Genomic DNA, 24084 nt, shown 5'->3' on the forward strand with positions numbered 1-24084 from the left:
CGGAACGACGTTCCGGGCAGGCCGGTGTGGTCCGCGGGTCCGGTGGCCGGCCGGCGGCCCCGGAGGTGGGGCGCCGGGCAGCGCCGCCGGCTCTGCGCGAGGGCGAGCCCGCCGGTCTCCCGTCGTCGCCGGCGCCGCCGGCCGGGCCGCGCATCCGGCGAGGTCAGCGGGCGCACGGCCGGGCCGGCCGGCACCACGCCCAGCGGTCGCTCAGGCGTGCGGCAGCGCGAGCAGCGGCGTGACGCACAGGCTGCGTTCGGCTGCCGAGCCGGCCACCTGGAGGCGCTGGCGCCGCAAGCTGTAGTGGTAGGCCTCCCGCTCATGGGGGTTGGCGAAGTGCCGCTGGTGGCGCGGGGTGGTGTCGGGGCTGGAGACGGTGAGGCGGTGCGTGGTGAGGCAGTCGACCAGTTCCTCGGTGGACTGCCCGTAGAGCGGCCAGCCGAGCACAACCGGGGGCGTGGTCTGCAGCGCCAGCACCCGGGCCAGGGTGGCGACCCCGCCGGTGGCCAGTACCAGGTCCGCGTCCGCCAGCGCCGCCCGGTCGGCCTCGGTCGGCTCACCGTGCTCCAGGTCCGTGCTGACCACCGCGTCGAGCAGGCCGGTGGCCAGGCCGTAGCCGGTGGCGGCGGTCGAGGTGTCCACGCCGACCACGGTGAGCTCCGGGTCGATCAGCCGGGCCTCGAAGTGGGCGCGGTCGCGGGCCACCGCGCCCTCCGGCCCGGCCGGGCGCCGGTACAGGCGCGCGAAGCCCGCGAAGTCCACGCCGTGCTTCAACAGCGCGCTGTTGACTCCGTAACCGCAGGCCAGGTCGACCACCTTCAGCCGGCTGCGGCCGCGGCGGTGGCGCAGTTCGGCCACCGTGGTGGTGAGCAGGTCGCGGCTGAAGTCGGGGGTCCGGTAGCGCAGCGGTGCGAGGTCGCGGAAGTAGTCGTGGGGGAGCGGGAACTGGCAGAGCTTGGAGTGGGTGGCGTGGGCGTGCTTGGCGAACGGGCTCAAGGCGGCCTCCTGGATCGGTCGCCCGGCGGGTGGAGCACGGGCGGGGCCCTGACGGAATGTCAATCTTGGCATGCTCAGAACGGCCTCTTGGGCTGCCGCTCCGATTCCCGCCCTGCCCGGCCGCCCGCCCGCCCGTCCGTCCGGCTGTGCTGCGCCGCCCGGCCGTCCTGCCTGCCCGCCCGCCCGTCCGCCCGTCCGGCTGTGCCGCGCCGCCTTGCCCGCGCTGCGCCGCCTTGCCCGTGCTGCGCCGCCCGGCCGCGCCGCGCCGCCTTGCCCGTGCTGCGCCGCCCGGCCGCGCCTCCGTGCTCCCGCCGCGCCCCGCCCGTGCTCCCCGCCCCGCCCCCTGCCGGCCGAGGGTCACCGAGGGCCCTCGGCTACTTGTGACAGTCCGGGCGGGCGGGGCGGGGCAGGGTCGAGGGAGGGGCCGCGGCTGACAGACTCGTAGTACACGTTCTTCGGGCGCCGTACGGATGTCGTCGCGGTACCGACTGGCGTTTCGAAGTGCGCGCGCCATCCGGGCACGGCAGGCTGGCAGAGGCCATCCTCACGACACCGGCCGGTCCGGCCCACCGCCCATCCGCGGCACGAGACGAACGACTGGAGCCCCCTGCATGAGCGTGCGGACACCTGCCGACATCGGCGTCATCGGACTCGCTGTCATGGGTCGCAACCTGGCCCGCAACTTCGCCCGGCACGGCCACCGGGTGGCCCTCTACAACCGGACGCCGACCCGGACCCGGGCGCTGGTCGAGGAGTTCGGCCAGGAAGGCGACTTCGTTCCGGCCGAGACCCCGCAGGACCTGGTCGCCGGCCTCGCGCGCCCCCGACGGCTCGTCATCATGGTGAAGGCCGGCGCCCCCACCGACGCCGTGATCGACGAGTTCGTGCCGCTCCTGGAGCCTGGTGACATCGTGGTAGACGGCGGCAACGCCCACTTCCAGGACACCCGGCGGCGCGAGGCCGCGCTGCGCGAGCGCGGCCTGCACTTCGTCGGCGCCGGCATCTCCGGTGGCGAGGAGGGCGCGCTCAACGGCCCGAGCATCATGCCGGGCGGCACCGCCGAGGCCTACCAGAGCCTTGGCCCGCTGCTGGAGTCGATCGCCGCCCAGGTCGACGGCCGCCCCTGCTGCACCCACGTCGGCCCCGACGGAGCCGGACACTTCGTCAAGATGGTGCACAACGGCATCGAGTACGCCGACATGCAGCTCATCGCCGAGGCCTACGACCTGCTGCGGCACGGCGCGGGCTGCCAGCCCGCCGAGATCGCCAAGATCTTCCAGGGCTGGAACTCCGGCCGACTGGAGTCCTACCTCATCGAGATCACCGCCGAGGTGCTCAGCCACACCGACGCCGAGACCGGCCGGCCGTTCGTCGACATCGTCCAGGACCGGGCCGAGCAGAAGGGCACCGGACGCTGGACCGTGCAGACCGCACTCGACCTCGGCGTGCCGGTCAACGGCATCGCGGAGGCCGTCTTCGCCCGCTCCCTCTCCGGCAGCGCCGCGCTGCGCGAGGCCGCCCGCGACCTTCCCGGCCCCACCGAGACCTGGCTGGACAGCGCCGCCTCCGACCGGTTCGCCGAGGACGTCGAGCACGCCCTCTACGCCTCCAAGATCGTCGCCTACGCGCAGGGCTTCCACGAGATCCAGGCCGGCAGCGCCGAGTACGGCTGGAGCATCAACCTCGGTGACATGGCCGCGATCTGGCGCGGCGGCTGCATCATCAGGGCCCGCTTCCTCAACCGGATCACCGCCGCCTACCAGGCCGACCCCCAGCTGCCCACGCTGCTCGCCGACGAGTACTTCACCAAGGCGCTCGGCGAGGCCCAGTCCGCCTGGCGGCGGGTCGTCACCACCGCGGCCCAACTCGGCATCCCCACCCCCGGGTTCGCCACCGCACTGGCCTACTACGACTCGCTGCGCGCCACCCGCCTGCCGGCCGCCCTGATCCAGGCCCAGCGCGACTTCTTCGGCGCTCACACCTACCAGCGGGTCGACCGCGAGGGCACCTTCCACACCCTCTGGGCCGGCGACCGCAGCGAGCAGCCGCGGTGACCGACGCGAGACCCCAGGCGATCAGCACCCCGCTCACCCGTGCCGGGCGGTTCCTGGTGCTGACCGTCCGGCCCGGCGGCGAGGGCGCGGTCCGCGGGCTGCTCCCCGAGCTCGCCGGGCTGCGCCGCGCCGTCGGGTTCCGGGTGCCCGACCGCCGGCTCAGCTGCGTCACCGGGATCGGCTCCGCACTCTGGGACCGGCTCTTCAGCGGGCCGCGCCCGGCCGAACTGCACCCGTTCCGGGAGCTGCACGGCCCCCGGCACACGGCCCCCGCCACCCCCGGGGACCTGCTGTTCCACCTGCGCGCCGAACGGGCCGACGTCTGCTTCGAACTGGCCGGGCAGATCATGGCCCGGCTGGGCGACGCGGTCCGGGTGGCCGACGACACCGTCGGATTCGAGTACTTCGACCGGCGCGACCTGCTCGGCTTCGCCGACGGCACCGAGAACCCGGAGGAGGCCGAAGCCGACGCCGCCACCCTGATCGGCGCCGAGGACGCGGACTTCGCGGGCGGCAGCTACGTCATCGTCCAGAAGTACCTGCACGATCTGACGGCCTGGCAGGAACTCGGCACCGACGCCCAGGAACGGGTCATCGGCCGCACCAAGCTCGCCGACATCGAACTGCCCGACGAGCTGAAGCCCGCCGACTCGCACGTCGCGCTGACCAGCCTGGACCCGGCACCCGACGGCACCGAGCGGGAGATCCTGCGCGCCAACATGCCGTTCGGCAGTTACGGCGACGGCGAGTTCGGCACCTATTTCATCGGCTACTGCCGCACTCCCGCGGTCACCGAGGAGATGCTGCGCAACATGTTCCTCGGCCACGGCACGGCCACCCACGACCGCATCCTGGACTTCTCCACCGCGGTCACCGGCGGCCTGTTCTTCGTGCCGTCCGCCGACCTGCTGGACGACCCGCCGCCCGCCGCCGGGAGACCGGAAGCCGCGGCGTCGACCGCCGTCGTGCCGGGCGGCGTGCCGCCGGCGCCCGGTGCGCCCGCTACCGACGGCGAGCAGGCCGCCGCACCACCCAGCTCCCCCGCCGACGGATCCCTCGGCATCGGCAGCCTCAGAAGGAGCCCGCACCCATGAACAACCTGCACCGCGACCTGGCCCCGATCTCCGGCGAAGCCTGGGCCGAGATCGAGGAGGAGGCCCGCCGCACCTTCATCCTGCACCTGGCGGGCCGCCGGGTGGTCGACCTGTCCGGCCCCGCCGGCCTGGAGCTGGCCGCCGTCGGTTCCGGACACCGGCGGCCGATCGAGCCGCTGGTCCCCGGCACCGAGGCCCGGGCCCGCGAGGCCCGGCCGGTGGTCGAACTGCGGGTGCCCTTCATCCTCTCCCGCCAGGAGATCGACAACGTCGAACGCGGCAGCAAGGACTCCGACTGGCAGCCCGTCAAGGACGCCGCCCGCACCATGGCCCAGGCCGAGGACACCGCCGTCTTCGAGGGCTGGCCGGCCGCCGGCATCACCGGGGTGCGCAGCGGCGCGCAGAGCGGCCCGATCACGCTGCCCGACGACGTCGCCGACTACCCCGACGCGGTCAGCCGGGCCCTCAGCACGCTGCGCCTGGCCGGCGTCGACGGGCCGTACTCGCTGCTGCTCGGGGCCGACGCCTACACCGCCGTCAACGAGACCTCCAACCACGGCTACCCGGTGCGCCAGCACCTGGCCCGGGTGGTGACCGGCGAGATCATCTGGGCCCCGGCGCTGGCCGGCGCGGTGGTGCTCTCCACCCGCGGCGGTGACTTCGAGCTCCACCTCGGCCAGGACCTGTCGATCGGCTACCTCTCCCACGACACCGAGGAAGTGCGGCTCTACCTCCAGGAGTCGCTGACCTTCTCGCTCTACTCGCCGGAGGCGGCCGTCGCCCTGACGTCCGGCCGGCCCGCCGAGCTCTGACGTCCGGCCGGCCCGCCGAACTCTGAGGGCCGGTTGGCCCGCCGAGCTCTGACGGCAGCGGGTCAGGCGTCAGGGCGACGTGACCCAGGCGGGCGGCGTGACCGTGGCGTGACGGCGTTGAGCGGCCGGTCAGAGCCCGGGCGCCCGCAACCGGCCGAGCGCCAGCTCCAGGGTGGGCGCCAACTGCGAGTGCAGGGGCGCCGGCAGGCCGTCCGGGGCGAACCAGTCGAGCCGGTCGAACTTGTGCGGCTCGCCGATCGTCGTCTGCGCCGGGTCCACCAGCACCGCGCAGACCACGGCCACCCAGTGCGAGTCGACCGGATCGCCGCGCAGCACGTTGCGCACGCCCAGCACCTCGATCGCCAACGCCGCGGCGCGGTACTCCTCCCACACCTCGCGGGTCACCGCAGCCTCGAAGCTCTCCCCGAACTCCAGTGCCCCGGCGCCGCAGTCCCAGCGGCCCGGCTCGTCCCGCGCCGCCGCACCCCGACGGGCCAGCAGCACGCGTCCCGCACCGTCATGGCAGACGAAGACGCAGGAGACCGAGGGAGTCAGCTGCGGGGCCATCAGAAGTGCTCGCCCAGCTCGGTGAAGGCGGCGAGGCGCAGGACGCCGGTGTCCGCCGGATCCAGCTCGGCGTCGTCCAGCACCCAGGTGTGCGGGTTGGGGATGAACACCGCGTTCAGCCCGGCCCGGCGCGCCGGCAGGATGTCCGACTTCGGCGAGTTGCCGATCATCCAGGTGAGCTCGGGGAGCAGGCCGTGCTCGTCGACCAGCTGACGGTAGGTGGCGAGGTCCTTCTCGGCGACGATGTGCACCGACCGGAAGTGGTCGGCCAGGCCGGAGGCGTCCACCTTGGCCTGCTGCTCGCCGGTGTCGCCCTTGGTGAGCAGCATCAGGTGGTGCCGATCGGCCAGGGCGGCGAGGGTGTCGGCCACGCCCGGGATCAGCTCGACCTCGGCGCTGGTGATCGAGGCGGCCAGCTCGGCCAGCCGGGCAGCCTCCTGAGGCGTGAGCGGCCGCCGGTGCAGCAGCTCGAAGCACTCGCCCATGCTGCGCCGGAAGACCTTGGCGCCGTATCCCAGCGTCCTGGCGTTGGCCGCCTCGATCCGGTTCAGTTCGGCACGGGCGGCCTCCCGGCCCGCCGCGGGTGGAACCACCAGGTCCAGGAACGCGTCGATGGCCCGCTCGAAGCGGATGTTGTTCTCCCACAGCGTGTCGTCCGCGTCGAAGACCAGGACCTGCTTGTCGTGTCGCATCCGGCCACCCTAGGTGGCGATGTCGGACAGCGTCACGTCGTTTTCGCCAGAGCCGGTACCTGGCTGATCTGCTGACGCTTCATCAAGTCATATTGGCGGTCGCGGTCTGGTGACGGCTGACTGTAAGCCAGGTCAACGGGCCGGTCGCGGCCGTGCGTCAGGCCAGGCGGGCGCGGAGCGCGGCGATCCGGGCGGCGGCGGCGCTGAACTCGGCGCGGTTCAGGCGGCCGGTGGCGAGGGCGTCGGACAGCGCGGCCGTGGCATCGGCCCCCTGGTTCGCGTCCTGGGCCGAGCAGAGCAGCAGGTCCATGCCGGCGCCCGCGGCGGCGACGGCCCGGGCGCCGACGTCGCCGAAGCCGGACAGCGCGCCGGCCTCCAGCGCGTCGGTGACCGTCACCCCGGTGAAGCCCAGCCGGCCGCGCAGCTCGCCCTGGACCACCGTCGCTGAGAGACCGGCCGGACGTGCCGGGTCCAGCGCCGGATACACCGCCCACGACACCATCACCAAGTCCACCCCCGCCTTGATCGCCGCCGGATAGGGCGCCTCGTCCACCCGGCCGAGCCGACTGAGCGGGGCCGGCAGGGTGACCGGGCCGGTGTCCGTGTTGGCGTCGCCCGCGGCGGTTCCCAAGCCCGGGAAGTGCTTGGCGGTGGCGGCCACCTGGTGCTGCTGCTGGGCCGTGATGAAGGCTCGGCCCAGCCTGGCCACGGCCGCCGGGTCCCGCCCGTAGGAGCGTTGGGTCCGGTCGGTGAAGTCGCCGTTCTGGTGCGAGACGTCCAGCACCGGGGCCAGGTTGACGTTCAGGCCGTAGGAGCTGAGGTTGGCGGCGGCCCGGGCGCCGGCGTCGGCCGCGGCCGTGACCGGGTTCGGTTGCAGGCCCACCGCCTTCTGGGACAGCTCGGGTGCGCCCGGCAACCGCCGCACCAGGCCGCCCTCCTGGTCGGTCATCAACAGCAGCGGCAGGTGCACCGGGCTCTCCTGCTGCGCCTGCCGCAACTGGGCCACCGCCTGGCGGAACCGGTCCGGGTCCGTGGTGTTGCCGCGGAAGAAGATCACACCGGCGGCCCGCCCGGCGCGGACGGCGGTGAGCAGCGGCTCGGGCGGAGTCAGCCCCTGGTAGGAGTAGATCACCCGCTGGCCGGCCAGCTGGTCGGGCGTCAGCTGGGTGGTGAGGGCCGCCGCCGCGTCGGCGGTCAACGGTGTGGTGGCCGGGGGAGGAGAGGTGCTCGGTCCGCCGCTCCCCGGGGCCGGTGCGGCGGAGCTGCAGGAGGTGGCCAGCAGCAGGCCGAGGCAGCCGAGCAGCCGGCGGGCGGTGGACGGCATGGGGCTGCTCCTTCGGCGGAGGCGCCTGGTCGACCGGGGAGGGCCGGGGCCGGCGGCGTACGACACGGGCTACCTGCTGTGATCATCAGTTCTCTTATCGTAACGCCGCAGGCGGCAGCCCACAGACTGCTGCCCGGCGACCGCGGGTGTCGGTCGCCGGGCAGCGGGGGTGAGGGTGTCACCCCACGGGGGAGCCGGTGCGCGGCAGGGGTACTGCGTGCAGGCACTGGTGCTGGTGGCCCTCATCGGCGTCCAAGCGGCTGGCCACGCCATCAGCGTTGATCGAGACCTGGAACTCCCCGGTCTCGTCCGTGTAGACGGAGTTACCGTCGACGGATCTTGGTGTCCAGTGCACCACGACCACGGTCGCGGGCCGGTGCCCGCAGACTGGGCCTGGGAGGGAGACGGCATAGCGCTGGACGGGATCCACGATCCGACCTCCTCGGGGGCTGGGGCCCGGAGCTCGGCCGAGCCGACGTCCTTGCGTCTGCCCAGTTCGAGCCCGCTCAACCCTCGCGCGGCATGATCGTTTCTGCGCCCCGCCGTCATGCCGGAACGGCGTACCAGGGCATCCGCAGGACGGCATGACGCCTGACCGGCCCCGACGACGGTCAGCCCCGGCTCCAGCAGCCACGGCGCGGAGTTCTCGGCGAGGACCCTCTCCGCGGCGACGACGGTGATCGGCATGCCCGCTGTTCCGCCGTCGGGCACGGCGGCGAACCGGAGCGCGGCCCGAGTTGCCACGGCTGATGGGCCAACTGACGATGATTCGGCTGACCGCTGCCGCTCATCGGTTCTAGACTGCGGCCGCGATGACATTACCGGCCGGTAGGAATGGGGTTCGCATGGCTCGTACCGCGGAGCAGCGGGTGCACGCATTCGGCGACGATGCGTTGGGCGAACACGACGCGGTCGCGCTGGCCCGGCTGGTGCGAAACGGCGAGGTCAGCCCCGAGGAACTGGCCGAGGCCGCCGCCCGGCGCGCCCGGCAGGTGGAGGACGCACTGGCCCCGGTCGCGTTCGCGTCGTACCAGGCGCCGAAGGTCGGCCGGCACCGCCGCGACGCGCTGCTGCACGGCGTGCCCACCTTCCTGAAGGACAACGTCGACCTGCGCGGTATGCCCACCGGGCACGGCAGCGCGGCCTTCCACCCCCGTCCCGCTCGCTACACGTCGGGCTTCGCCGCACAGCTCCTCGCCACCGGCGTGACCGTGCTCGGCAAGACCCGGCTGCCCGAGTTCGGTCTCAACGCCTCCACCGAGTTCGGCACCGGAGAACCGGTGCGCAACCCCTGGCGGACCACGCACTCGCCGGGTGCCTCCTCGGGCGGCGCGGCCGCCCTGGTCGCCGCGGGCGTCGTGCCGATCGCGCACGCCAATGACGGCGGCGGCTCGATCCGGATCCCGGCCGCCTGCTGCGGACTGGTCGGCCTCAAGCCGACCCGCGGCCGGCTGGTCCTGAACGACCAGGGTCGGCGGCTGCCGATCGACCTGGTGACCGACGGAGTGGTGACCCGGTCGGTGCGCGACACCGCCGCCTTCTTCGCCGCCGCCGAGCAGCACCACCGCCCGTCCTCGCTGCCCCCACTGGGCCTGGTCGAGGGCCCGGGCTCCCGGCGGCTGCGGGTGGGCCTGGTGGTGGACTCGCCGGTTGCGTCGACCGACGCCGAGACCCGGGTCGCCGTCGAGTGGACCGCCGCCCGCCTGGCCGATCTCGGCCACCACGTCGAACCGGCCACCCTGCCCTTCGGCGAGCAGTTCCAGCGGGACTTCACCCTCTACTGGGGCTTCATCGCCTTCCTGATCGCCGCCACCGGAAAGCTGCTGCTGGACCGCAGCTTCCAGTCGCGCCGCCTGGACGGCCTGACGCTCGGCCTGCGCCGCACCTTCCACCGCGAATTCCTGCGCACCCCAGGGGTGTTGCGCCGCCTGCAGGCCACCGAGCACGCGTACGCCTCGGTGTTCGAGGCCCACGACGTGATCCTCTCCCCGGTGCTCGCCCACACCACCCCGCCGCTGGGCCACCTGAGCCCCAACGTGCCGTTCGAGGAGCTGATCGAGCGACTGCACCGGTACGTGGCGTTCACCCCGGTCAACAACGTGACCGGCGGGCCGGGGATCTCGCTGCCCACGGGTCAGACGGCGGACGGCCTGCCCATCGGGGTGCACCTGTCGGCGGCGCACGGGCAGGAGCGGCTGCTGCTGGAGCTGGGGTACGCACTGGAGGGGGAGGCGGGGTGGCGGCGGATCCAGGGGTGAGGCGAGCGGGCCGGTCGGTTCGGTGACCCGCCGGCCGGGTCCGCCGCAACGGCGGCCCCGGCCGGCTCGACGCGGTCAGGCGTGGGCGTGGGCGCGGCGCAGCAGGTAGCCGCCGGAGACGGCGGCGAGTACCGCCATGCAGGCGGTGAACACCAGGCCCGCGTGGGCGAGACCGAGTGGTTCGCTGAGCAGGCCGACACCGATGACCGGGATGGAGATGCCGAAGTAGGCGACCACGAAGAGCGCCGAGAGGGCGCGGGCGCGGTGTTCGTCGGGAGCGGCGGCGGCGACTTCGCCCACGGCACCGCGCAGGCCCATGCCCTGGCCCATGCCCCCCACGAGGGCGCTGAGCACCAGCGGTGGCAGGGTGGTCCACGCCAGCGAGGCGGCGAGCAGGGCCAGACCGGCGATCAGGACCAGGCAGCCCAGCGGGATGGCCCGCGCACTGCCGAGCCGGGGCACCAGGAGCTGGCCGAGGGTGGAGGCGAAGAAGGCCGCGAACACGATGAGACCGACGACCGCGTGGTTCTGGACACCCAGGCTCTTGGCCAGGAACGCCGGGCTGACCGCGGTGAAGACGCCCAGCAGCGAGAACCCGGCGAAGGCGGCGATCCCCGCCGGCACGAACACCCCGCGCACCTCGGGTGGCAGCGCGGGCCACTGCGGCCGGGCGCTGCGCAGCGGGTGGGCCCCGGGGACCGTCTCCGGCAGGAACCAGGTGACGGCGAACGACGCGGCGAGCAGCACCAGGTGCACGACGAACGGCAGGACCAGCGGGCCGGGCGCGTATTCGGCGAGGAAGCCCGACAGCAGCGGTCCGCAGCCCAGGCCGCCCATGTTGGCGGCGGTCGCGACGAGGCCGGCGCGGGCCTGGCGCCCGGGCGGGGCGAGCTCCAGGATGTACGCGGTGGCGGTGCCGGTGAAGAGGCCCGCCGACAGTCCGGACAGCAGGCGGCCCACGAAGAGCAGCGGCAGGCCCTGCTCGGCGAGGAAGGCGACGGCGCTCGCGGCCGCGAGCGCCAGCCCGCACAGTAGGACCGGTCGACGTCCGACGGAGTCGGAGACGCTGCCGAAGAGCAGCAGGACACCGATCACGCCGAAGGCGTAGAGGGCGAACACAACGGTCACCGTCAGCTCGGAGAAGCCGATCTGCTGCTGGTACAGGCCGTAGAGCGGGGTGGGCAGGGTGGTGCCCGCCATGCAGACAGCGAAGGCGGCCGCGGCCCAGAGGTAGCCCGTACGGCTCGCGGCAGACCCACCCGTCGGGCGATCCGTCATCCACCCACCGTAGGGCGCCGGCCCCGGCGGTCCCCGGCTCGGCGGGATCGGATACGCCGGATGGCGCTGGTCCGCCACCAGGGGGAGGGGGCTTTGGAGGGGATCACGCGGCGCCGGCGATCGACGCCTCGGCCGACTGACCGGTGGCGAACGGACCTGGTTTCCGCCAGGCCCGGTCGCCACCGGCGCGGCTCGCGCCGGGGTCAGCGCAGCCCGGCGAAGAGGTCGTCCTCGGGCACGGCCACGCCGGTGGCGTCCTGGACCCGCACGAAGGTCTCCACGCCCATCAGCTCGGTGAACCGCTCCTTGCCCATCTTCAGGAAGAAGATGTTCTCGCCCTGGCTGGCGTGCGCCGCGAGCGCATCGAACTTCTGGCCGCCGAACTCGGTGGTGTCCACCCAGGTGGTGATCTCCTCGTCGGGGAGTCCGATCTCGGGCATCGCGGTGGCCTCCGCCGGATCCGGCTCCTCCCAGTCCGCGCCCAACTCGCGCATGACCTCCCCGAACCGCTGCATCATCGAACGCGGCGCCGTCGTCCAGTACACCTTGGGCGTCATCCCGGTCATCGCCAGCGCGGCCATCGTGACGCGGTTCGCCTGGATGTGGTCGGGGTGGCCGTAGAACCCGTTCTCGTCGTAGGTGACGACCACGTCGGGCCGGTAGTGCCGCAGGAGCTCGGCGAGGCGGGCGGCGCCCTCCTCCACGGGTGTCCGCCAGAAGGCCCCGGGGGCGTCGTTGGCGGACCAGCCCATCATCCCGGAGTCGGCGTACCCCAACAGCTCGAGGTGACTGACCTTCAGGACCGCGCAGCTCGCCTCGAGTTCCTGACGGCGCATCGCGGCGACGGCGGCCGGATCGTGCCCGGGCTCGCCCGGCTTCACGCCGCCCGGCCCGTCACCGCAACCGCCGTCCGTACACGTGACGAGGACCGTGCGGATGCCCTCCGCCGCATACCGCGCGAGGACGCCCCCTGTTCCGGTGGCTTCGTCGTCGGGGTGCGCGTGCACCGCGAGCAGGGTCAAGGGCCGGTCAACCATGAAACGTCCTCCGGTGTGAGAAGTGCTCGCTCCGAGTCTGCGGTACTCGGGCAGGCGGTTGCTCGCAATTTCCGGATGACCGGGTAGCTGGAAGCACGGGTCCACGGCGCACCGGTGCTCGTGCATCCAGGCCGTTCCGCTCCGTGGCGGCACCGCCGACGGAGCAGCACCCACTTCGGACCGGGTGGTTCGTTCCGGTGCGGCGGCGGCCTCAGGCCGCCTTGACCAGGTCCAGCCCGCCGCCGCGACGCGCGACGGGCACTCGGGCCTCGGCGGGCACCACGGTCACGGCGCAGCGGGCGCGGGCCAGGCAGTGGCGGGCGACCTCGCCGTGCAGCAGGCGCTGGAGCCGCCCGCGGCGGCCGGAGCCGATCACCAGGAGGTCGTCGGGCCGGTCGGCGACCTGGAGCAGCGCGGGTCCGGCTTCGCCGCGGATCACCACCGGGGTGATCGGCTGGTTCACCGGGTAGCCGCCGAAGACCTCGTCGAAGACCTGGTCGAGGCGGGCGCGGGCGGCCTTCTCCCAGGCGGCGGCCAACGAGGGGCAGGGGTGGGCGCGGTAGGCCGGCTCGCCGCCGACCGGGGTCCAGGCGATCACCGGGACGAGCTCGACACCGCGTCGAGCCGCCTCCGCGGCGGCGCGTCGCAGGACCGCCGCGCTACGCCGCGAACCGCTGACGCCGACGATGACCCGGGTGGACTCGGCCATGGTGTGCTGCACTTCCCTCAGTCGTGGATCCGCTCGCTGCGGTCCTTTGTTTTTCAGGTGATATGAGCATAGCGCCTTAAGATCGTAGGTCAAGTCGGATGAGCTTCTTTGATTTCCTTAACGATCTCTTGATGCCGGCCGCTGCTCGTCCAGTCGACGCGCCTCGGGGCGGCACCAGTCCGAGCCGCGCCGCGGGTCGGGGCTAAGGTGTCCGCCATGACGCGCACCCGCCTGTACCGCAACGGCAACCTGGAGCTGGAGGACTTCCCTGCTCAGGACATCTCCGACTACATAGGAGACCCCGACTGCACGGTGTGGCTGGACGTCAGCGATCCGGACTCCGCGGACTTCGAGATGATCACCGAGGAGTTCGGCCTGCACGCGCTCGCGGTCGAGGACGCCCGCCAGGAGCACCAGCGACCGAAGCTCGACCGCTACCGCACCCACCTGTTCCTGTCCGCCTACGCGGTCGCGCTCGACGACGCGACCGGCGAGTTCGGATCGGAGGAGATCTCCGCCTTCATCACCCAGAACGCCCTGATCACCATCCGCAAGGGCACCCACTGCGACATGGACCACGTCGTCGAGCGCTGGGACAACGCCCCGGACCTGGCCAAGCAGGGCGTCGGCTTCCTGGTGCACGGGCTGCTGGACTACCTGGTCGACGGCCACTTCAACGCGGTCCAGGCACTGGACGACCGCATCGAGGCACTGGAGGACCTGCTCTTCGAGGACGGTCCCCAGCAGATCCAGGAGGTTCAGCGCACCTCGTTCGAGCTGCGCAAGAGCCTGGTCAAGCTGCGCCGCGTGGTGCTGCCGATGCGCGAGGTCGTCAACTCGCTGCTCCGCCGCGACATCCACCTGGTCAGCGAGCAGATGATGCCGTACTACCAGGACGTCTACGACCACGTGCTGCGCGCCACCGAGTGGACCGAGTCGCTGCGCGACCTGGTCACCACCGTGATGGAGACCAACCTGACCGTGCAGGGCAACCGGATGAACATGATCATGAAGAAGGTCACCAGCTGGGCGGCGATCATCGCGGTGCCCACGGCCGTCACCGGCTTCTACGGTCAGAACGTCCCCTACCCCGGGTTCGGCGCCCAGAGCGGCTTCTGGGCCTCGACCATCATCATGATCGTCCTGTCGGTCCTGCTGTACGCCGTCTTCAGGCGCCGGGACTGGATCTGACGCCGGCCGTGGCCGCCGACCGGGCGGCCCGTCGGCTCAGCAGGGCTTCACGTGCCACGCGGGTGACCAGTCGTAGTTGCCCTGCAGGATCTGGTTGTCGGGCCCGCCGGTGGCGGGAACGGTGGTGATGACGTTGCCGTTGGCACCCAGGATCCAGGCCTCCTGGCCGGCCGTCTGGTGGTTGGCCCACGAGCCGGCGCCGTTCCAGCCGTACAGGTTGAAGGTGGAGCAGCTGTACAGGTCGAACCGGGTGCCGGACCAGGCGGTCCCGGTGTAGATGCAGAACGCGGTGTACGGGCAGTCCTCCCCGGTGCCCGCCGCCGGGACGCCGGTGACGCCACCCACCGAGGCGCCGTTGTTGCCGCCGGCGGTCACCCGGACCGAGGCGGAGGCCGCACCGCTCGGCCCGAGGGCCAGGGCGGCAGCGGCGGCGGTCGCGAGCACCGTCGCGAAGGCCGGCTTCAGGGCCATGAGGAGTCCTCCATCCCATCACCTGACAGGCTGTCATTCCGTACTCGACCAATACCCGGTGCCGCGTGAGCCAAGACCTGCCGGCACCATTCGGGCGAGTCCGCCGGCAGCCGGTCGCGGGGCGGGTCCTGGTACCGCGTCACCGCAACCTGGCGCTCGGGGAGGGGCCGTCGTAGCGTCGGCCGACCTGGTGATTGAGCAGGGCACGGTGAACCGCGTCTTTCTCGGCCGCCTCTTCGCGTGAATCCAGTCTTCTTCGTGGTGGGCGGCGTGACCGCGCCTCGGTGGCGGATCAGCCGGGTCGGCGCACCGGCTCGCACCGGCCCGCTGCCGGTGCGGGCCGCCCGGCGGGCGGTGTGCTCCCGCCGCCGAGCGGGGCCCGGGGCGGATGCCGCCACCTCGGCGCGGCTCTTCCATGCCTGGTGGAGCATGCCCACCCCCGCCCATCCCCGGCCGTGACCGTTCGGCGGTCGCCTTGGGCCATCGGCCCGGCTGCACCGGAATCCGTCCGGTCCGGAGTGGCTGCGCCGGCCGTCCGTCCCCTTGGTGAGGCTCTTGTGGGTCGCTATTGTGAGCGCTAACATCCTTGCTCGCAGCACGGTGAGGAGCGCGACGGAACGCGTCAACCGCCCTCCGCTTCCCGCTTCTTACCGTGGCGCCCAGCCGACCGGTTGGCGGCTCCCGCCTGGCCGCTCCGGCCGGTGACGGTTCCGCGCCTTGTGAGGGTGAGGTGGCGGAACTCCGGGCCGGCCGCCGATCCGTCGTGCGGAACGTTTCGGCGGCCGGCCGCCTTCCACCCCCGCCGCGCACGAAGGACGAAACTGTGACCGAGACGCTCTCCGCCCGGGCCACCGGCGCCGACGACCAGGACGATCGCTGCGTAGTCGGCGTCGACTTCGGGACGCTCTCCGGCCGGGCCGTGGTCGTCCGGGTCCGCGACGGCGAGGAGTTGGGCACCGCCGTCCACGCCTACCCGCACGCCGTGATCGAGGACCGCCTTCCGGGCACCGGCCGGCTGCTGCCGCCCGACTGGGCGCTGCAGCACCCGGAGGACTGGCGCGAGGTGCTGCGCACCGCCGTGCCGGCGGCCGTGGCCGCGGCGGGCGTCGATCCCGCCGCGGTCATCGGCATCGGGACCGACTTCACCGCCTGCACCGTGCTGCCGGTCCGCGCCGACGGCACCCCGCTGGCCGAGACCTCCGAGTGGGCCGCCCGCCCGCACGCCTGGCCCAAGCTCTGGAAGCACCACGCGGCCCAGCCGCAGGCCGACCGGATCAACGCCCTGGCCCATGCCCGCGGCGAGAAGTGGATCCACCGCTACGGCGGGCGGATCTCCGCCGAATGGCAGTACGCCAAGGCGCTCCAGGTACTGGAGGAGGATCCGCGGGTCTACGAGGCCTGTGAGCGCTGGATCGAGGCCGCGGACTGGATCGTCTGGCAGCTCACCGGTGAAGAGTCCCGCAACGCCTGCACCGCCGGCTACAAGGGCATTTTCCAGGACGGCGCCTACCCGGGCGAAGAGTACCTGGCCGCCCTGCACCCCGGGTTCGCCGACTTCGCCCGCACCCGGCTGGAGCACCCGCTCGCCGCGCTCGGCTCCCGGGTGGGCTCGCTGACCCCGCGGGCCGCCGCCTGGACCGGTCTGCCCGAGGGCATCGCGGTGGCGGCCGGCAACGTGGACGCCCATGTCACCGCCCCGGCCGCCCGGGCCGTGGACAACGGCCGGCTGCTGGCCATCATGGGCACCTCCACCTGTCACGTCGTCAACGGACAGGCCCTCGCGGAGGTGCCGGGCATCTGCGGCGCGGTCGAAGGCGGGATCGTCGACGGTGCCTGGGGCTACGAGGCCGGGCAGAGCGCGGTCGGCGACATCTTCGCCTGGTGGCTGCGCCAGGGCGTCCCCGCCGACTACCTCCGGGAGGCCGAGGCCACCGGCGAGGACCTGCACCAGTTGCTCTCCCGCAAGATCGCGGACCAGCCGGTCGGCGGCCACGGCCTGGTGGCGCTGGACTGGATGGGCGGCAACCGCTCGGTCCTGGTGGACCACCACCTGTCGGGCGTCATCGCGGGCCTCACCCTGGCCACCAGGCCCGAGGAGGTCTACCGGGCCTTGCTGGAGGCAACCGCCTACGGCACCCGCGCGATCGTCGAGGCCCTGGACGAGGGCGGGGTTCCGGTCACCGAGTTCGTGGTGGCCGGCGGGCTGAAGAAGAACGCCCTGCTGATGCAGGTCTACGCCGACGTGCTGCGGCGTCCGGTCTCCCTGGCCGCCTCCGAGCAGGGGCCCGCGCTCGGCTCCGCCATCCATGCCGCCGTCGCCGCCGGGGCCCACCCCGACGTGCGCACCGCCGCCGCCGTCATGGGCCGCGTCGAGCGCCACGCCTACCTGCCCGATCCCGCGCGGGCCGACGCCTACGACGCCCTCTACGCGGAGTACCGGCTGCTGCACGACCACTTCGGTACCGGCCCGGACAAGCAACTGCACCGCCTGCGCGCCATCCGCAACGCCGCCGTGAGCGAGGTCCGCGAGGCCTCCAGCGACTCGAACTGTGAGGGTTGACCAGCCATGACCGATGCCATCGAGCTGATGCGCCGTCAAGTCAGTGACCTGCACCAGGAACTCGTCCGCTACGACCTGGTCGTGTGGACGGCCGGCAACGTCTCCGGACGGGTTCCCGGCGAGGACTTGTTCGTCATCAAGCCCAGCGGCGTCCCGTACGAGGAACTGGCCCCGGAGAACATGATCCTGTGCGACCTGGACGGGAACGTGGTCGCCGGTGAGCACAGCCCGTCCTCCGACACCGCCGCGCACGCCTACGTCTACCGGCACATGCCCGAGGTCGGCGGCGTGGTGCACACCCACTCCACCTACGCCTGCGCCTGGGCCGCCCGCGGCGAGGCCGTCCCGTGCGTGTTGACGGCGATGGCCGACGAGTTCGGCGCCGAGATCCCGATCGGCCCGTTCGCCCTGATCGGCGACGACTCGATCGGCCGCGGGATCGTCGACACCCTGCGCGGCCACCGCTCGCCCGCCGTCCTGATGATGAGCCACGGCGTCTTCACCATCGGCAAGGACGCCAAGGCCGCGGTCAAGGCCGCGGTGATGTGCGAGGACGTCGCCCGCACGGTCCACATCTCCCGCCAGCTCGGCGAGCCGCTGCCCATCGCCCAGGCGGACATCGACAGCCTGAACTTCCGCTACCGACACGTCTACGGCCAGCAGCCCGCTGCCCACTGAAGGAGCGACTCCCAGTGACTGAAGTCTTTTCCGGGCGCGAGGTCTGGTTCCTCACCGGCAGCCAGGGCCTCTACGGCGAACGGACGCTGCACCAGGTCGCCGAGCAGTCCCGCCAGGCCGTCAACCAGCTGGCCCGCGCCGGGATCCCGGTCCGGCTGATCTGGAAGCCCGTCCTCACCGACGCCGCGTCCATCCGCAGGGTCTGCCTGGAGGCCAATGCCGAGGACTCCTGCATCGGCCTGATCGCCTGGATGCACACCTTCTCCCCGGCGAAGATGTGGATCGCCGGCCTCGACGCGCTGCGCAAACCGCTGCTGCACCTGCACACCCAGGCCAACGCGAAGCTGCCGTGGGCGACCATCGACATGGACTTCATGAACCTGAACCAGGCCGCCCACGGCGACCGCGAGTTCGGCCACATCCAGTCCCGCCTCGGCGTCGCCCGCAAGACCGTCGCCGGACACGCGAGCGACCCCGCCGTCGCCGGCCGCATCGCCGACTGGGCCCGCGCCGCCGCCGGCCGGGCCGAACTCGCCACGCTCAAGCTGGCGCGCTTCGGCGACAACATGCGCGACGTCGCCGTCACCGAGGGCGACAAGGTCGAGGCGCAGTTGCGCCTGGGCGTCTCCGTCAACACCTACGGCGTCAACGACCTCGTCGCCGTCGTGGACGCCGTGGCGGACGCGCAGATCACCGACCTGGTGAAGGACTACGACGAGCTCTACCAGCTGGCCCCCGAACTCCGCGCCGGCGGCGAGCGCCACGACGCGCTGCGCTACGCCGCCCGCATCGAGTTGGGCCTGCGCGGCTTCCTCACCGACGGCGGCTTCCGCGCCTTCACCACCAACTTCGAGGACCTCGGCGGTCTGCGCCAGTTGCCCGGCCTCGCCGTCCAGCGCCTGATGGCCGACGGGTACGGCTTCGGCGGCGAGGGCGACTGGAAGACCTCCGTCCTGCTGCGCACCCTCAAGGCCGCCGCCGAGGGCCTGCCCGGCGGCACCTCCTTCATGGAGGACTACACCTACCACCTGGAGCCCGGCAACGAACTGATCCTGGGCGCCCACATGCTGGAGGTCTGCCCCTCCATCGCCACCGGCACCCCGTCCTGCGAGATCCACCCGCTCTCCATCGGCGGCCGCGAGGATCCGGTGCGCCTGGTCTTCGACGCCGAGCCCGGTCCGGCCGTCGTGGTGGGCCTGGCCGACATGGGGGAGCGCTTCCGGCTGGTCGCCAACGAGATCGAGGTCGTCGAGCCCGCCGAGCCGCTGCCCAGCCTGCCGGTGGCCCGCGCGGTCTGGAAGCCGCGGCCCGACCTGCGCACCTCCACCGAGGCCTGGTTGACCGCCGGTGCCCCGCACCACACCGTGCTCACCCGGGCGTTCGGCACCGACGTCCTGGACGACCTCGCGGAGATGCTCGCCGTCGAGCTCGTCGTCATCGACGAGAGCACCAGCATCCGCCGCTTCACCCGCGAACTGCGCTGGAACCAGGCCTACTACCGCCTGGCCCAGGGCTTCTAGCCCCCAGTCCGCCGCCCGGGCCGGAACTCCCGCCGCCCCGACACCGGAGCCGGTCCGGGCGGCCACCTTCCGCCGGACGCCCGAACCCCAGGGAACCGCACCCATGCCCGACCGACGCCCCACCTTCCGCCAGACGGGCGTGGACCTCCTGCCCGACGGGCGCACATCGGTGCTGTGGACCGTCAGTTCGCCATCCGGTGTCACCGCGGACCTGCTCGACTTCGGCGCCAGGCTCCAAGCCGTCCGCACGCCGGACCGGCACGGCCGCACCGCCAACGTCGTGCTCGGTGCGGTCGGCTGGGACCAACTGATCAGTGGGGGAGCGTATTTCGGGGCGACCGTGGGCCGGTACGGCAACCGGATCGCCCGTGGCGAACTGCCGATCGACGGCGCCCTCCACCAGTTGGACTCCCAGAGCACCGGCCACACCCTGCACGGCGGACCGGACGGGTTCGCCACCAGGCTCTGGCGGAGCAGCCCGATCCAGGAGGCCGACCAGGCGGGCGTGCGCTTCCAGCTGACCAGCCCGCACCGGGACCAGGGGTTCCCCGGCACCCTGGAGGTGGAAGTCAGCTACCTGCTCGACCCGTTCGGCACGCTGACCATCCGGTACCGCGCGGTGACCGACGCCCCCACGGTCGTCAACCTCACCAACCACGCGTACTTCAACCTCGCCGGCGGTGGGACGGTGGGCGACCACACGCTTCGCGTCCACGCGGACGCGTACCTGCCGGTCGACGCCGAGCTGATCCCGCTCGGCCCGCCCGCCATGGTCGCGGGCACGCCGTTCGACCTCACCCGGACGGTTCGGCTGGCCGGCCGCCTGACCGCCGACCACCCGCAACTCAACTTCGCCGGTGGCGGGTTCGACCACAACTGGCTGCTCCGCCCGGGACCGGACGCAGGCCCGCGCCTGGTGGCCGAACTCGACCACCCCGCCACCGGCCGCCGGCTGGAGTGCCACACCACGGAACCCGGACTGCAGGTCTACGCCGGCAACCACTTCGACGGCACCACCGGACCGGCCGACGCCCCCCACGGGCGCCACGCGGGCATCGCGCTGGAGACCCAGCACTACCCCGACTCCCCGCACCGCCCCGACTACCCCTCCACCGTCCTGCGCCCCGGGGAGGAGTACCGCTCCACCACCGTCTACCGCTTCGGCACCGCCGCGGCGGGTCAGCGGCCGGCCGGTGCACCCGTGCTGGAACGGACCACGAGCTCCGGCATGAGGGTGGTGTGAACCGGCGCGGCCGACGGGGCCTCGATCCGCTGCAGCAGCAGGCCGACCCCCGCCCTGCCGATGGCCGCGAAGTCCTGCCGGACGGTGGTCAGCGGGGGAACGAAGTAGTCCGACTCCGGCAGGTCGTCGAACCCGGCCACGGCCAGGTCCTCCGGGACGCGCAGCCCGGCCTCCCGCAGTGCGCGCAGCACCCCGAGGGCCATGTGGTCGTTGGCGACGAAGACCGCTGTCGGCTTCGAGGCCTCGTCGAGGCTGGCGTGGGCCGCGGCCAGCAGTTTCCCGGCCTGGTAGCCCGACGCGGCGCTCCAGTCCCCGCTGAGGGACTGCGGGACCGGGACCCCGGCGTCGTCGAGGGCCGCACGCCAGCCCTGGTAGCGGCCCTCCGCCTCCAGCCACTGGCGCGGCCCGGCGACGTGCCACACCGAGGAGTGTCCCAGCGACAGCAGGTGCTCGGTGACCATCCGGGCGCCGGCGTACTGGTCCAGCGCCACGCCCGGCACATCCAGGTCGTGGCCGCCCTCGACGGTCACGATCGGGAAGGGCGCCGCCAGCCGCAGCAGGGCGGTGACCGTCCGCTCGTGCGGCGTCATCACCACGGCGCCCTCGACGCCCCAGGCCGCCAGGTGCTCCAGGGCCTTCCGCAGCGCCGTCTCGCTCAGCTCGTCCAGGCTCACCGCCGCGACCAGGTACCCCTGGTCGCGGGCGGCGTGTTCGAGGCCGGCCAGGATGCTGGCCGGCCCGTACAGAGTGGTGTTCGCGGCGACGACGCCCAGCGTGCGGGAGCGCTTGGTGACCAGGGCGCGCGCGGCGGGATTGGGGCGGTACCCCAGCTCGGCGATGACCTCCCGCACCCGGATGCGGGTGGACTCGCGCACATTGGGATGATCGCTGAGGACGCGCGACACCGTCTGGTGGGACACCCCCGCCACCTTGGCGACATCCGCCATCGTCGGTGCGCGCCTGTCGGCGGCCTCACTCACATGCCCTCCACGGCTCTGTCCCACTGCTGCGGCACCCACGGACCGGCTGCACCCCGCAGCCTACTCAACCCTGCCCCGGCGGCGGGGAGACATCGCTTCCCGAGGAGTCACCACGGGGTGCCAGAGATCCAAACGTGACCCACCGAACCCATTGACGGAGAGTTTTGTTAGCGCTAACAATACCGTGACGTCGAAACGGGACGGCAAGCTGCCGCCCTCGCACCGTCCTTGAGAACCTCGCAAGCCCTGATTCGGGAGAGGCCATGCCGGAAGCCAGATCCGCTAGCGGCGCACAGCCGGTGATGGCGGACGTGGCCGCGCTGGCCGGCGTATCCCACCAGACCGTTTCGCGGGTGCTGAACGGCAGTCCGAACGTCCGCGCGCAGACCCGGGAACGCGTGCTCGCGGCAATACGGACGTTGGACTACCGTCCCAACACCGCGGCTCGAGCGCTGGTCACCCGTCGCTCCCGGACCCTCGGTGTGATCAGCTTCGACAGCACCCTCTACGGGCCCTCCCAAATGCTCTACGGGATCGAGCAGGCCGCGCGGGGCGCAGGCTACTTCCTCAGCATCGCGAGCCTGCGCCACCAGGACACCCGGTCCGTCCACGAAGCCGTGGACCGGCTCCGGGACCAGGCCGTCGAAGGAATCGCCGTCATCGCCTCGCGGGCCTCCGCGATGGCGGCGCTGGCACGCCAGATCACCACCGTCCCCATGGTGACGGTCGGGCCCGCGGACCCGGGCCGGCTGTCCGGAGCGGGGGTGGACAACGAAGCCGGCGCCCGGGCCGCGGTCCGGTACCTGCTCGACCAGGGGCACCGTACGGTCCACCACGTCGCGGGACCCGACGACTGGCTGGAGGCCAAGGCCCGTCAGGCGGGCTGGCGGCGCACGCTCGAGGACCGCGAGCGGCCGGTGCCCGAGAGCACGGTGGGGGACTGGTCGGCCCGGTCGGGATACCGGGCGGCCCTGCGACTGGTCGACGACCCGCGGATGACCGCGGTCTTCTGCGCCAACGACCACATGGCGCTCGGATTCGTGCGGGCCCTCCACGAAAGGGGGCGCCGGGTTCCCGAGGACGTGAGCGTGGTGGGGTTCGACGACATCCCCGAAGCCGGGTTCCTCAACCCGCCGCTCAGCACCGTCCGCCAGGACTTCGGAGAACTCGGGCGCCGCGGCCTCGGACTGCTGCTGCACCGCATCCAGTTCCCCGACTCCGAAGCCGCCGGGCTCGACGGCGACCACCACGTGGCCATCGTCGCACCCGAACTGATCGTCAGAGCCAGTAGCGCGAGGCCCGACCGCTGACCCCAGCGGTCGCGGATCCGGTCGGTCCGACCCCGCAACCGGTCAAGGACAGGAGCCCCTGCCGGGATCTTCCTGTTCACCGCAGCTTTTCGCACCACCCCGCACCACCCCGCACCACCCCGCACCGCCCGGCAAGAGACCAGAAGAGGACACCACACATGAGCGCCATCAGCATCCGCTCCCACAGAGGCCTCCGCCTCGCCGCCATCGCGGCCGTCGCCTCGCTCGCCCTGACCGCGACCGCCTGCTCCAAGCAGGGGGCCGGCAGCGGCGGCAGCGGTGCCGGCCCCACCGGGACCGCGGCCGCACCCGTGATCCAGGGTGACATCACGTTCAACGACGCGAACCTGGTCAAGCTGGACGACGCGCTGAAGGCCGCCCTGCAGGGCAAGGACCTGTCCAAGCTGGACCTGGCGATGGTGGTCAACGTCTCGGTGGACTACTGGAACGCCGGCAAGGTCGGCTTCGACAAGGGCCTGGCCGACCTCGGCGTGAAGGGCACCTTCCAGGCCCCGGCGAACGGCCGGCTGGACCAGCAGCTCTCGATGATCCAGACCATGCGCGGCCAGGACATCTCCGCCTTCTCGGTATCGGCGATCGACCCGACCGCCATCAAGGCGCCCATCCAGGCCGCGAATTCGGCCGGCATTCCGGTGCTGGCGATCGACTCCCCGCTGCCCCCCGAGGACGGCGCCGCGCTCTACCTGGGCACCCCCAACTACCAGGCCGGGCAGAAGGCCGGCGAGGCGATGAAGGCCGCGCTCGGCGGCAAGGGCGAGGTGGTGGTGCTGGTCGGCTCGCTCACCGCATCCAACGCCGTGCAGCGGATCCAGGGATTCGAGGACGCGCTCAAGGGCAGCGGCATCAAGGTGGTCAACAAGCTGTCCGACAGCATGGACGCCTCGAAGGCGCTGACCAACGCGCAGACGGCCATCCAGACCGACCCCGACGTGACCGGCCTCTACGGCGTCTACTCCTACGACGGACCCTCCGCCGCCCAGGCCGTGCAGGCCGCCGGCAGGTCCGGCAAGGTCAAGGTCATCTCGGACGACTCCGACGCGCAGACCCTGAAGTTCATCCAGCAGGGCGTCATCCAGGCCACCGTGGTGCAGTCGCCCTACCAGCAGGGCTACACCGGCGCCTACCTGCTGGCCGCGCTCAAGGTTCTCGGCAAGGACGCCACGATGGGGCTGGTCAAGCAGTACCTGGAGTCCGACGGGACGACGTTGAGCTCCGGCGTCGGCGTGGTCACCCAGGGAAACCTGAGCGACTACCAGGCCAAGCAGACCCAGCTCGGCATCACGGGGTGA

General features: G+C 72.6%; 22 protein-coding genes. 12 read left to right on the forward strand and 10 right to left on the reverse strand.

The window, feature by feature from the left end; all coding sequences use genetic code 11:
* Nucleotides 1-210: 210 nt before the first annotated feature.
* Nucleotides 211-996, reverse strand: a complete 786-nt coding sequence (locus LN042_RS05095; RefSeq protein ID WP_230048801.1) for a hypothetical protein — start codon at nucleotides 994-996, stop codon at nucleotides 211-213.
* A 611-nt stretch (nucleotides 997-1607) separates the two neighbouring features.
* Here LN042_RS05095 and gnd point away from each other — a divergent pair.
* The 3 genes from gnd to LN042_RS05110 are packed head-to-tail and all read left to right on the forward strand — an operon-like array spanning nucleotide 1608 to nucleotide 4956.
* Entirely contained in the window at nucleotides 1608-3050 is a 1443-nt protein-coding gene (gnd, locus tag LN042_RS05100; protein ID WP_249800617.1) for an NADP-dependent phosphogluconate dehydrogenase, read from the forward strand.
* Nucleotides 3047-4144 carry a Dyp-type peroxidase gene (locus tag LN042_RS05105; RefSeq protein WP_230048803.1) on the forward strand — a complete coding sequence of 366 codons (1098 nt, stop codon included), beginning with the start codon at nucleotides 3047-3049 and terminating at the stop codon, nucleotides 4142-4144. The genes gnd and LN042_RS05105 overlap by 4 nt, the downstream gene beginning before the upstream one ends.
* Nucleotides 4141-4956 (forward strand): family 1 encapsulin nanocompartment shell protein, encoded by an 816-nt coding sequence (locus LN042_RS05110; protein ID WP_230048804.1) that lies wholly within the window; start codon nucleotides 4141-4143, stop codon nucleotides 4954-4956. Before LN042_RS05105 ends, LN042_RS05110 begins: the two co-directional genes overlap by 4 nt.
* A 129-nt stretch (nucleotides 4957-5085) precedes the next feature.
* Here the strand turns inward: LN042_RS05110 and LN042_RS05115 are convergent, their stop codons facing one another.
* The 4 genes from LN042_RS05115 to LN042_RS37615 form a co-directional block, all read right to left on the reverse strand.
* Nucleotides 5086-5523, reverse strand: a complete 438-nt coding sequence (locus LN042_RS05115; RefSeq protein WP_230048806.1) for an NUDIX domain-containing protein — start codon at nucleotides 5521-5523, stop codon at nucleotides 5086-5088.
* On the reverse strand, nucleotides 5523-6215 hold the full coding sequence (locus LN042_RS05120; protein WP_230048808.1) for an HAD family hydrolase: 693 nt from the start codon (nucleotides 6213-6215) through the stop codon (nucleotides 5523-5525). The genes LN042_RS05115 and LN042_RS05120 overlap by 1 nt, the downstream gene beginning before the upstream one ends.
* A gap of 157 nt (nucleotides 6216-6372) precedes the next feature.
* Entirely contained in the window at nucleotides 6373-7539 is a 1167-nt protein-coding gene (locus LN042_RS05125) for a glycoside hydrolase family 3 N-terminal domain-containing protein (protein ID WP_230048810.1), read from the reverse strand.
* Nucleotides 7540-7717: 178 nt separating this feature from the next.
* Nucleotides 7718-7969 carry a DUF6296 family protein gene (locus LN042_RS37615; RefSeq protein ID WP_230048812.1) on the reverse strand — a complete coding sequence of 84 codons (252 nt, stop codon included), beginning with the start codon at nucleotides 7967-7969 and terminating at the stop codon, nucleotides 7718-7720.
* Between the two features lie 415 nt (nucleotides 7970-8384).
* Here LN042_RS37615 and LN042_RS05135 point away from each other — a divergent pair, with 415 nt between their 5' ends.
* Nucleotides 8385-9797 (forward strand): amidase, encoded by a 1413-nt coding sequence (locus LN042_RS05135; protein WP_230048814.1) that lies wholly within the window; start codon nucleotides 8385-8387, stop codon nucleotides 9795-9797.
* 75 nt (nucleotides 9798-9872) lie between these two features.
* Here the strand turns inward: LN042_RS05135 and LN042_RS05140 are convergent, their stop codons facing one another.
* The 3 genes from LN042_RS05140 to LN042_RS05150 all read right to left on the reverse strand — a co-directional run bounded on the left by LN042_RS05140 (nucleotide 9873) and on the right by LN042_RS05150 (nucleotide 12821).
* On the reverse strand, nucleotides 9873-11075 hold the full coding sequence (locus tag LN042_RS05140; RefSeq protein ID WP_283843560.1) for an MFS transporter: 1203 nt from the start codon (nucleotides 11073-11075) through the stop codon (nucleotides 9873-9875).
* A 203-nt stretch (nucleotides 11076-11278) separates the two neighbouring features.
* On the reverse strand, nucleotides 11279-12112 hold the full coding sequence (locus LN042_RS05145; protein WP_230048816.1) for a PIG-L family deacetylase: 834 nt from the start codon (nucleotides 12110-12112) through the stop codon (nucleotides 11279-11281).
* A 211-nt stretch (nucleotides 12113-12323) separates the two neighbouring features.
* Nucleotides 12324-12821 (reverse strand): universal stress protein, encoded by a 498-nt coding sequence (locus tag LN042_RS05150; protein ID WP_230048818.1) that lies wholly within the window; start codon nucleotides 12819-12821, stop codon nucleotides 12324-12326.
* A 216-nt stretch (nucleotides 12822-13037) separates the two neighbouring features.
* Between LN042_RS05150 and LN042_RS05155 the strand changes: the two genes are divergently transcribed.
* On the forward strand, nucleotides 13038-14012 hold the full coding sequence (locus LN042_RS05155) for a magnesium transporter CorA family protein (RefSeq protein ID WP_230048820.1): 975 nt from the start codon (nucleotides 13038-13040) through the stop codon (nucleotides 14010-14012).
* Nucleotides 14013-14048: 36 nt separating this feature from the next.
* On the opposite strand, the gene LN042_RS05160 is transcribed toward LN042_RS05155, so the two are convergent.
* Nucleotides 14049-14483, reverse strand: coding sequence for a peptidase inhibitor family I36 protein (locus LN042_RS05160; RefSeq protein WP_230048822.1), 435 nt, complete (start codon nucleotides 14481-14483; stop codon nucleotides 14049-14051).
* Nucleotides 14484-14723: 240 nt separating this feature from the next.
* On the opposite strand from LN042_RS05160, the gene LN042_RS05165 reads away from it, so the two are divergent.
* From LN042_RS05165 to LN042_RS05185, 5 genes are all read left to right on the forward strand, one after another.
* Entirely contained in the window at nucleotides 14724-14942 is a 219-nt protein-coding gene (locus tag LN042_RS05165; RefSeq protein ID WP_230048824.1) for a hypothetical protein, read from the forward strand.
* A gap of 364 nt (nucleotides 14943-15306) precedes the next feature.
* A complete protein-coding gene (gene araB, locus LN042_RS05170; RefSeq protein ID WP_230048826.1) occupies nucleotides 15307-17043 on the forward strand; it encodes a ribulokinase in 1737 nt (578 codons plus the stop codon).
* A 6-nt stretch (nucleotides 17044-17049) separates the two neighbouring features.
* Nucleotides 17050-17721, forward strand: a complete 672-nt coding sequence (locus LN042_RS05175; RefSeq protein WP_230048828.1) for an L-ribulose-5-phosphate 4-epimerase — start codon at nucleotides 17050-17052, stop codon at nucleotides 17719-17721.
* Between the two features lie 14 nt (nucleotides 17722-17735).
* Entirely contained in the window at nucleotides 17736-19241 is a 1506-nt protein-coding gene (gene araA, locus LN042_RS05180) for an L-arabinose isomerase (protein WP_230048830.1), read from the forward strand.
* Between the two features lie 103 nt (nucleotides 19242-19344).
* Entirely contained in the window at nucleotides 19345-20484 is a 1140-nt protein-coding gene (locus tag LN042_RS05185; protein ID WP_230048832.1) for an aldose epimerase family protein, read from the forward strand.
* On the opposite strand, the gene LN042_RS05190 is transcribed toward LN042_RS05185, so the two are convergent.
* Entirely contained in the window at nucleotides 20421-21431 is a 1011-nt protein-coding gene (locus LN042_RS05190; RefSeq protein ID WP_230049031.1) for a LacI family DNA-binding transcriptional regulator, read from the reverse strand. The genes LN042_RS05185 and LN042_RS05190 overlap by 64 nt on opposite strands.
* 296 nt (nucleotides 21432-21727) lie before the next feature.
* On the opposite strand from LN042_RS05190, the gene LN042_RS05195 reads away from it, so the two are divergent.
* Both LN042_RS05195 and LN042_RS05200 read left to right on the forward strand, forming a co-directional pair.
* Nucleotides 21728-22774: a LacI family DNA-binding transcriptional regulator gene (locus tag LN042_RS05195; protein WP_230048834.1), complete on the forward strand. Its 1047-nt coding sequence runs from the start codon at nucleotides 21728-21730 to the stop codon at nucleotides 22772-22774.
* 158 nt (nucleotides 22775-22932) lie between these two features.
* Nucleotides 22933-24084: a substrate-binding domain-containing protein gene (locus tag LN042_RS05200; RefSeq protein ID WP_230048836.1), complete on the forward strand. Its 1152-nt coding sequence runs from the start codon at nucleotides 22933-22935 to the stop codon at nucleotides 24082-24084.

It is taken from the genome of Kitasatospora humi (assembly GCF_020907985.1).
In the GTDB taxonomy this organism is placed as follows: domain Bacteria; phylum Actinomycetota; class Actinomycetes; order Streptomycetales; family Streptomycetaceae; genus Kitasatospora; species Kitasatospora humi.

Bases quoted from the DNA above. Each gene is read 5' to 3' on its own strand.
- gnd (WP_249800617.1), top strand. From the start codon at position 1,608: ATGAGCGTGCGGACACCTGCCGACATCGGCGTCATCGGACTCGCTGTC.
- LN042_RS05110 (WP_230048804.1), top strand. From the start codon at position 4,141: ATGAACAACCTGCACCGCGACCTGGCCCCGATCTCCGGCGAAGCCTGG.
- LN042_RS05115 (WP_230048806.1), bottom strand. From the start codon at position 5,523: ATGGCCCCGCAGCTGACTCCCTCGGTCTCCTGCGTCTTCGTCTGCCAT.
- LN042_RS05120 (WP_230048808.1), bottom strand. From the start codon at position 6,215: ATGCGACACGACAAGCAGGTCCTGGTCTTCGACGCGGACGACACGCTG.
- LN042_RS05125 (WP_230048810.1), bottom strand. From the start codon at position 7,539: ATGCCGTCCACCGCCCGCCGGCTGCTCGGCTGCCTCGGCCTGCTGCTG.
- LN042_RS05135 (WP_230048814.1), top strand. From the start codon at position 8,385: ATGGCTCGTACCGCGGAGCAGCGGGTGCACGCATTCGGCGACGATGCG.
- LN042_RS05140 (WP_283843560.1), bottom strand. From the start codon at position 11,075: ATGACGGATCGCCCGACGGGTGGGTCTGCCGCGAGCCGTACGGGCTAC.
- LN042_RS05145 (WP_230048816.1), bottom strand. From the start codon at position 12,112: ATGGTTGACCGGCCCTTGACCCTGCTCGCGGTGCACGCGCACCCCGAC.
- LN042_RS05150 (WP_230048818.1), bottom strand. From the start codon at position 12,821: ATGGCCGAGTCCACCCGGGTCATCGTCGGCGTCAGCGGTTCGCGGCGT.
- LN042_RS05155 (WP_230048820.1), top strand. From the start codon at position 13,038: ATGACGCGCACCCGCCTGTACCGCAACGGCAACCTGGAGCTGGAGGAC.
- LN042_RS05160 (WP_230048822.1), bottom strand. From the start codon at position 14,483: ATGGCCCTGAAGCCGGCCTTCGCGACGGTGCTCGCGACCGCCGCCGCT.
- LN042_RS05175 (WP_230048828.1), top strand. From the start codon at position 17,050: ATGACCGATGCCATCGAGCTGATGCGCCGTCAAGTCAGTGACCTGCAC.
- LN042_RS05185 (WP_230048832.1), top strand. From the start codon at position 19,345: ATGCCCGACCGACGCCCCACCTTCCGCCAGACGGGCGTGGACCTCCTG.
- LN042_RS05190 (WP_230049031.1), bottom strand. From the start codon at position 21,431: ATGGCGGATGTCGCCAAGGTGGCGGGGGTGTCCCACCAGACGGTGTCG.
- LN042_RS05195 (WP_230048834.1), top strand. From the start codon at position 21,728: ATGCCGGAAGCCAGATCCGCTAGCGGCGCACAGCCGGTGATGGCGGAC.
- LN042_RS05200 (WP_230048836.1), top strand. From the start codon at position 22,933: ATGAGCGCCATCAGCATCCGCTCCCACAGAGGCCTCCGCCTCGCCGCC.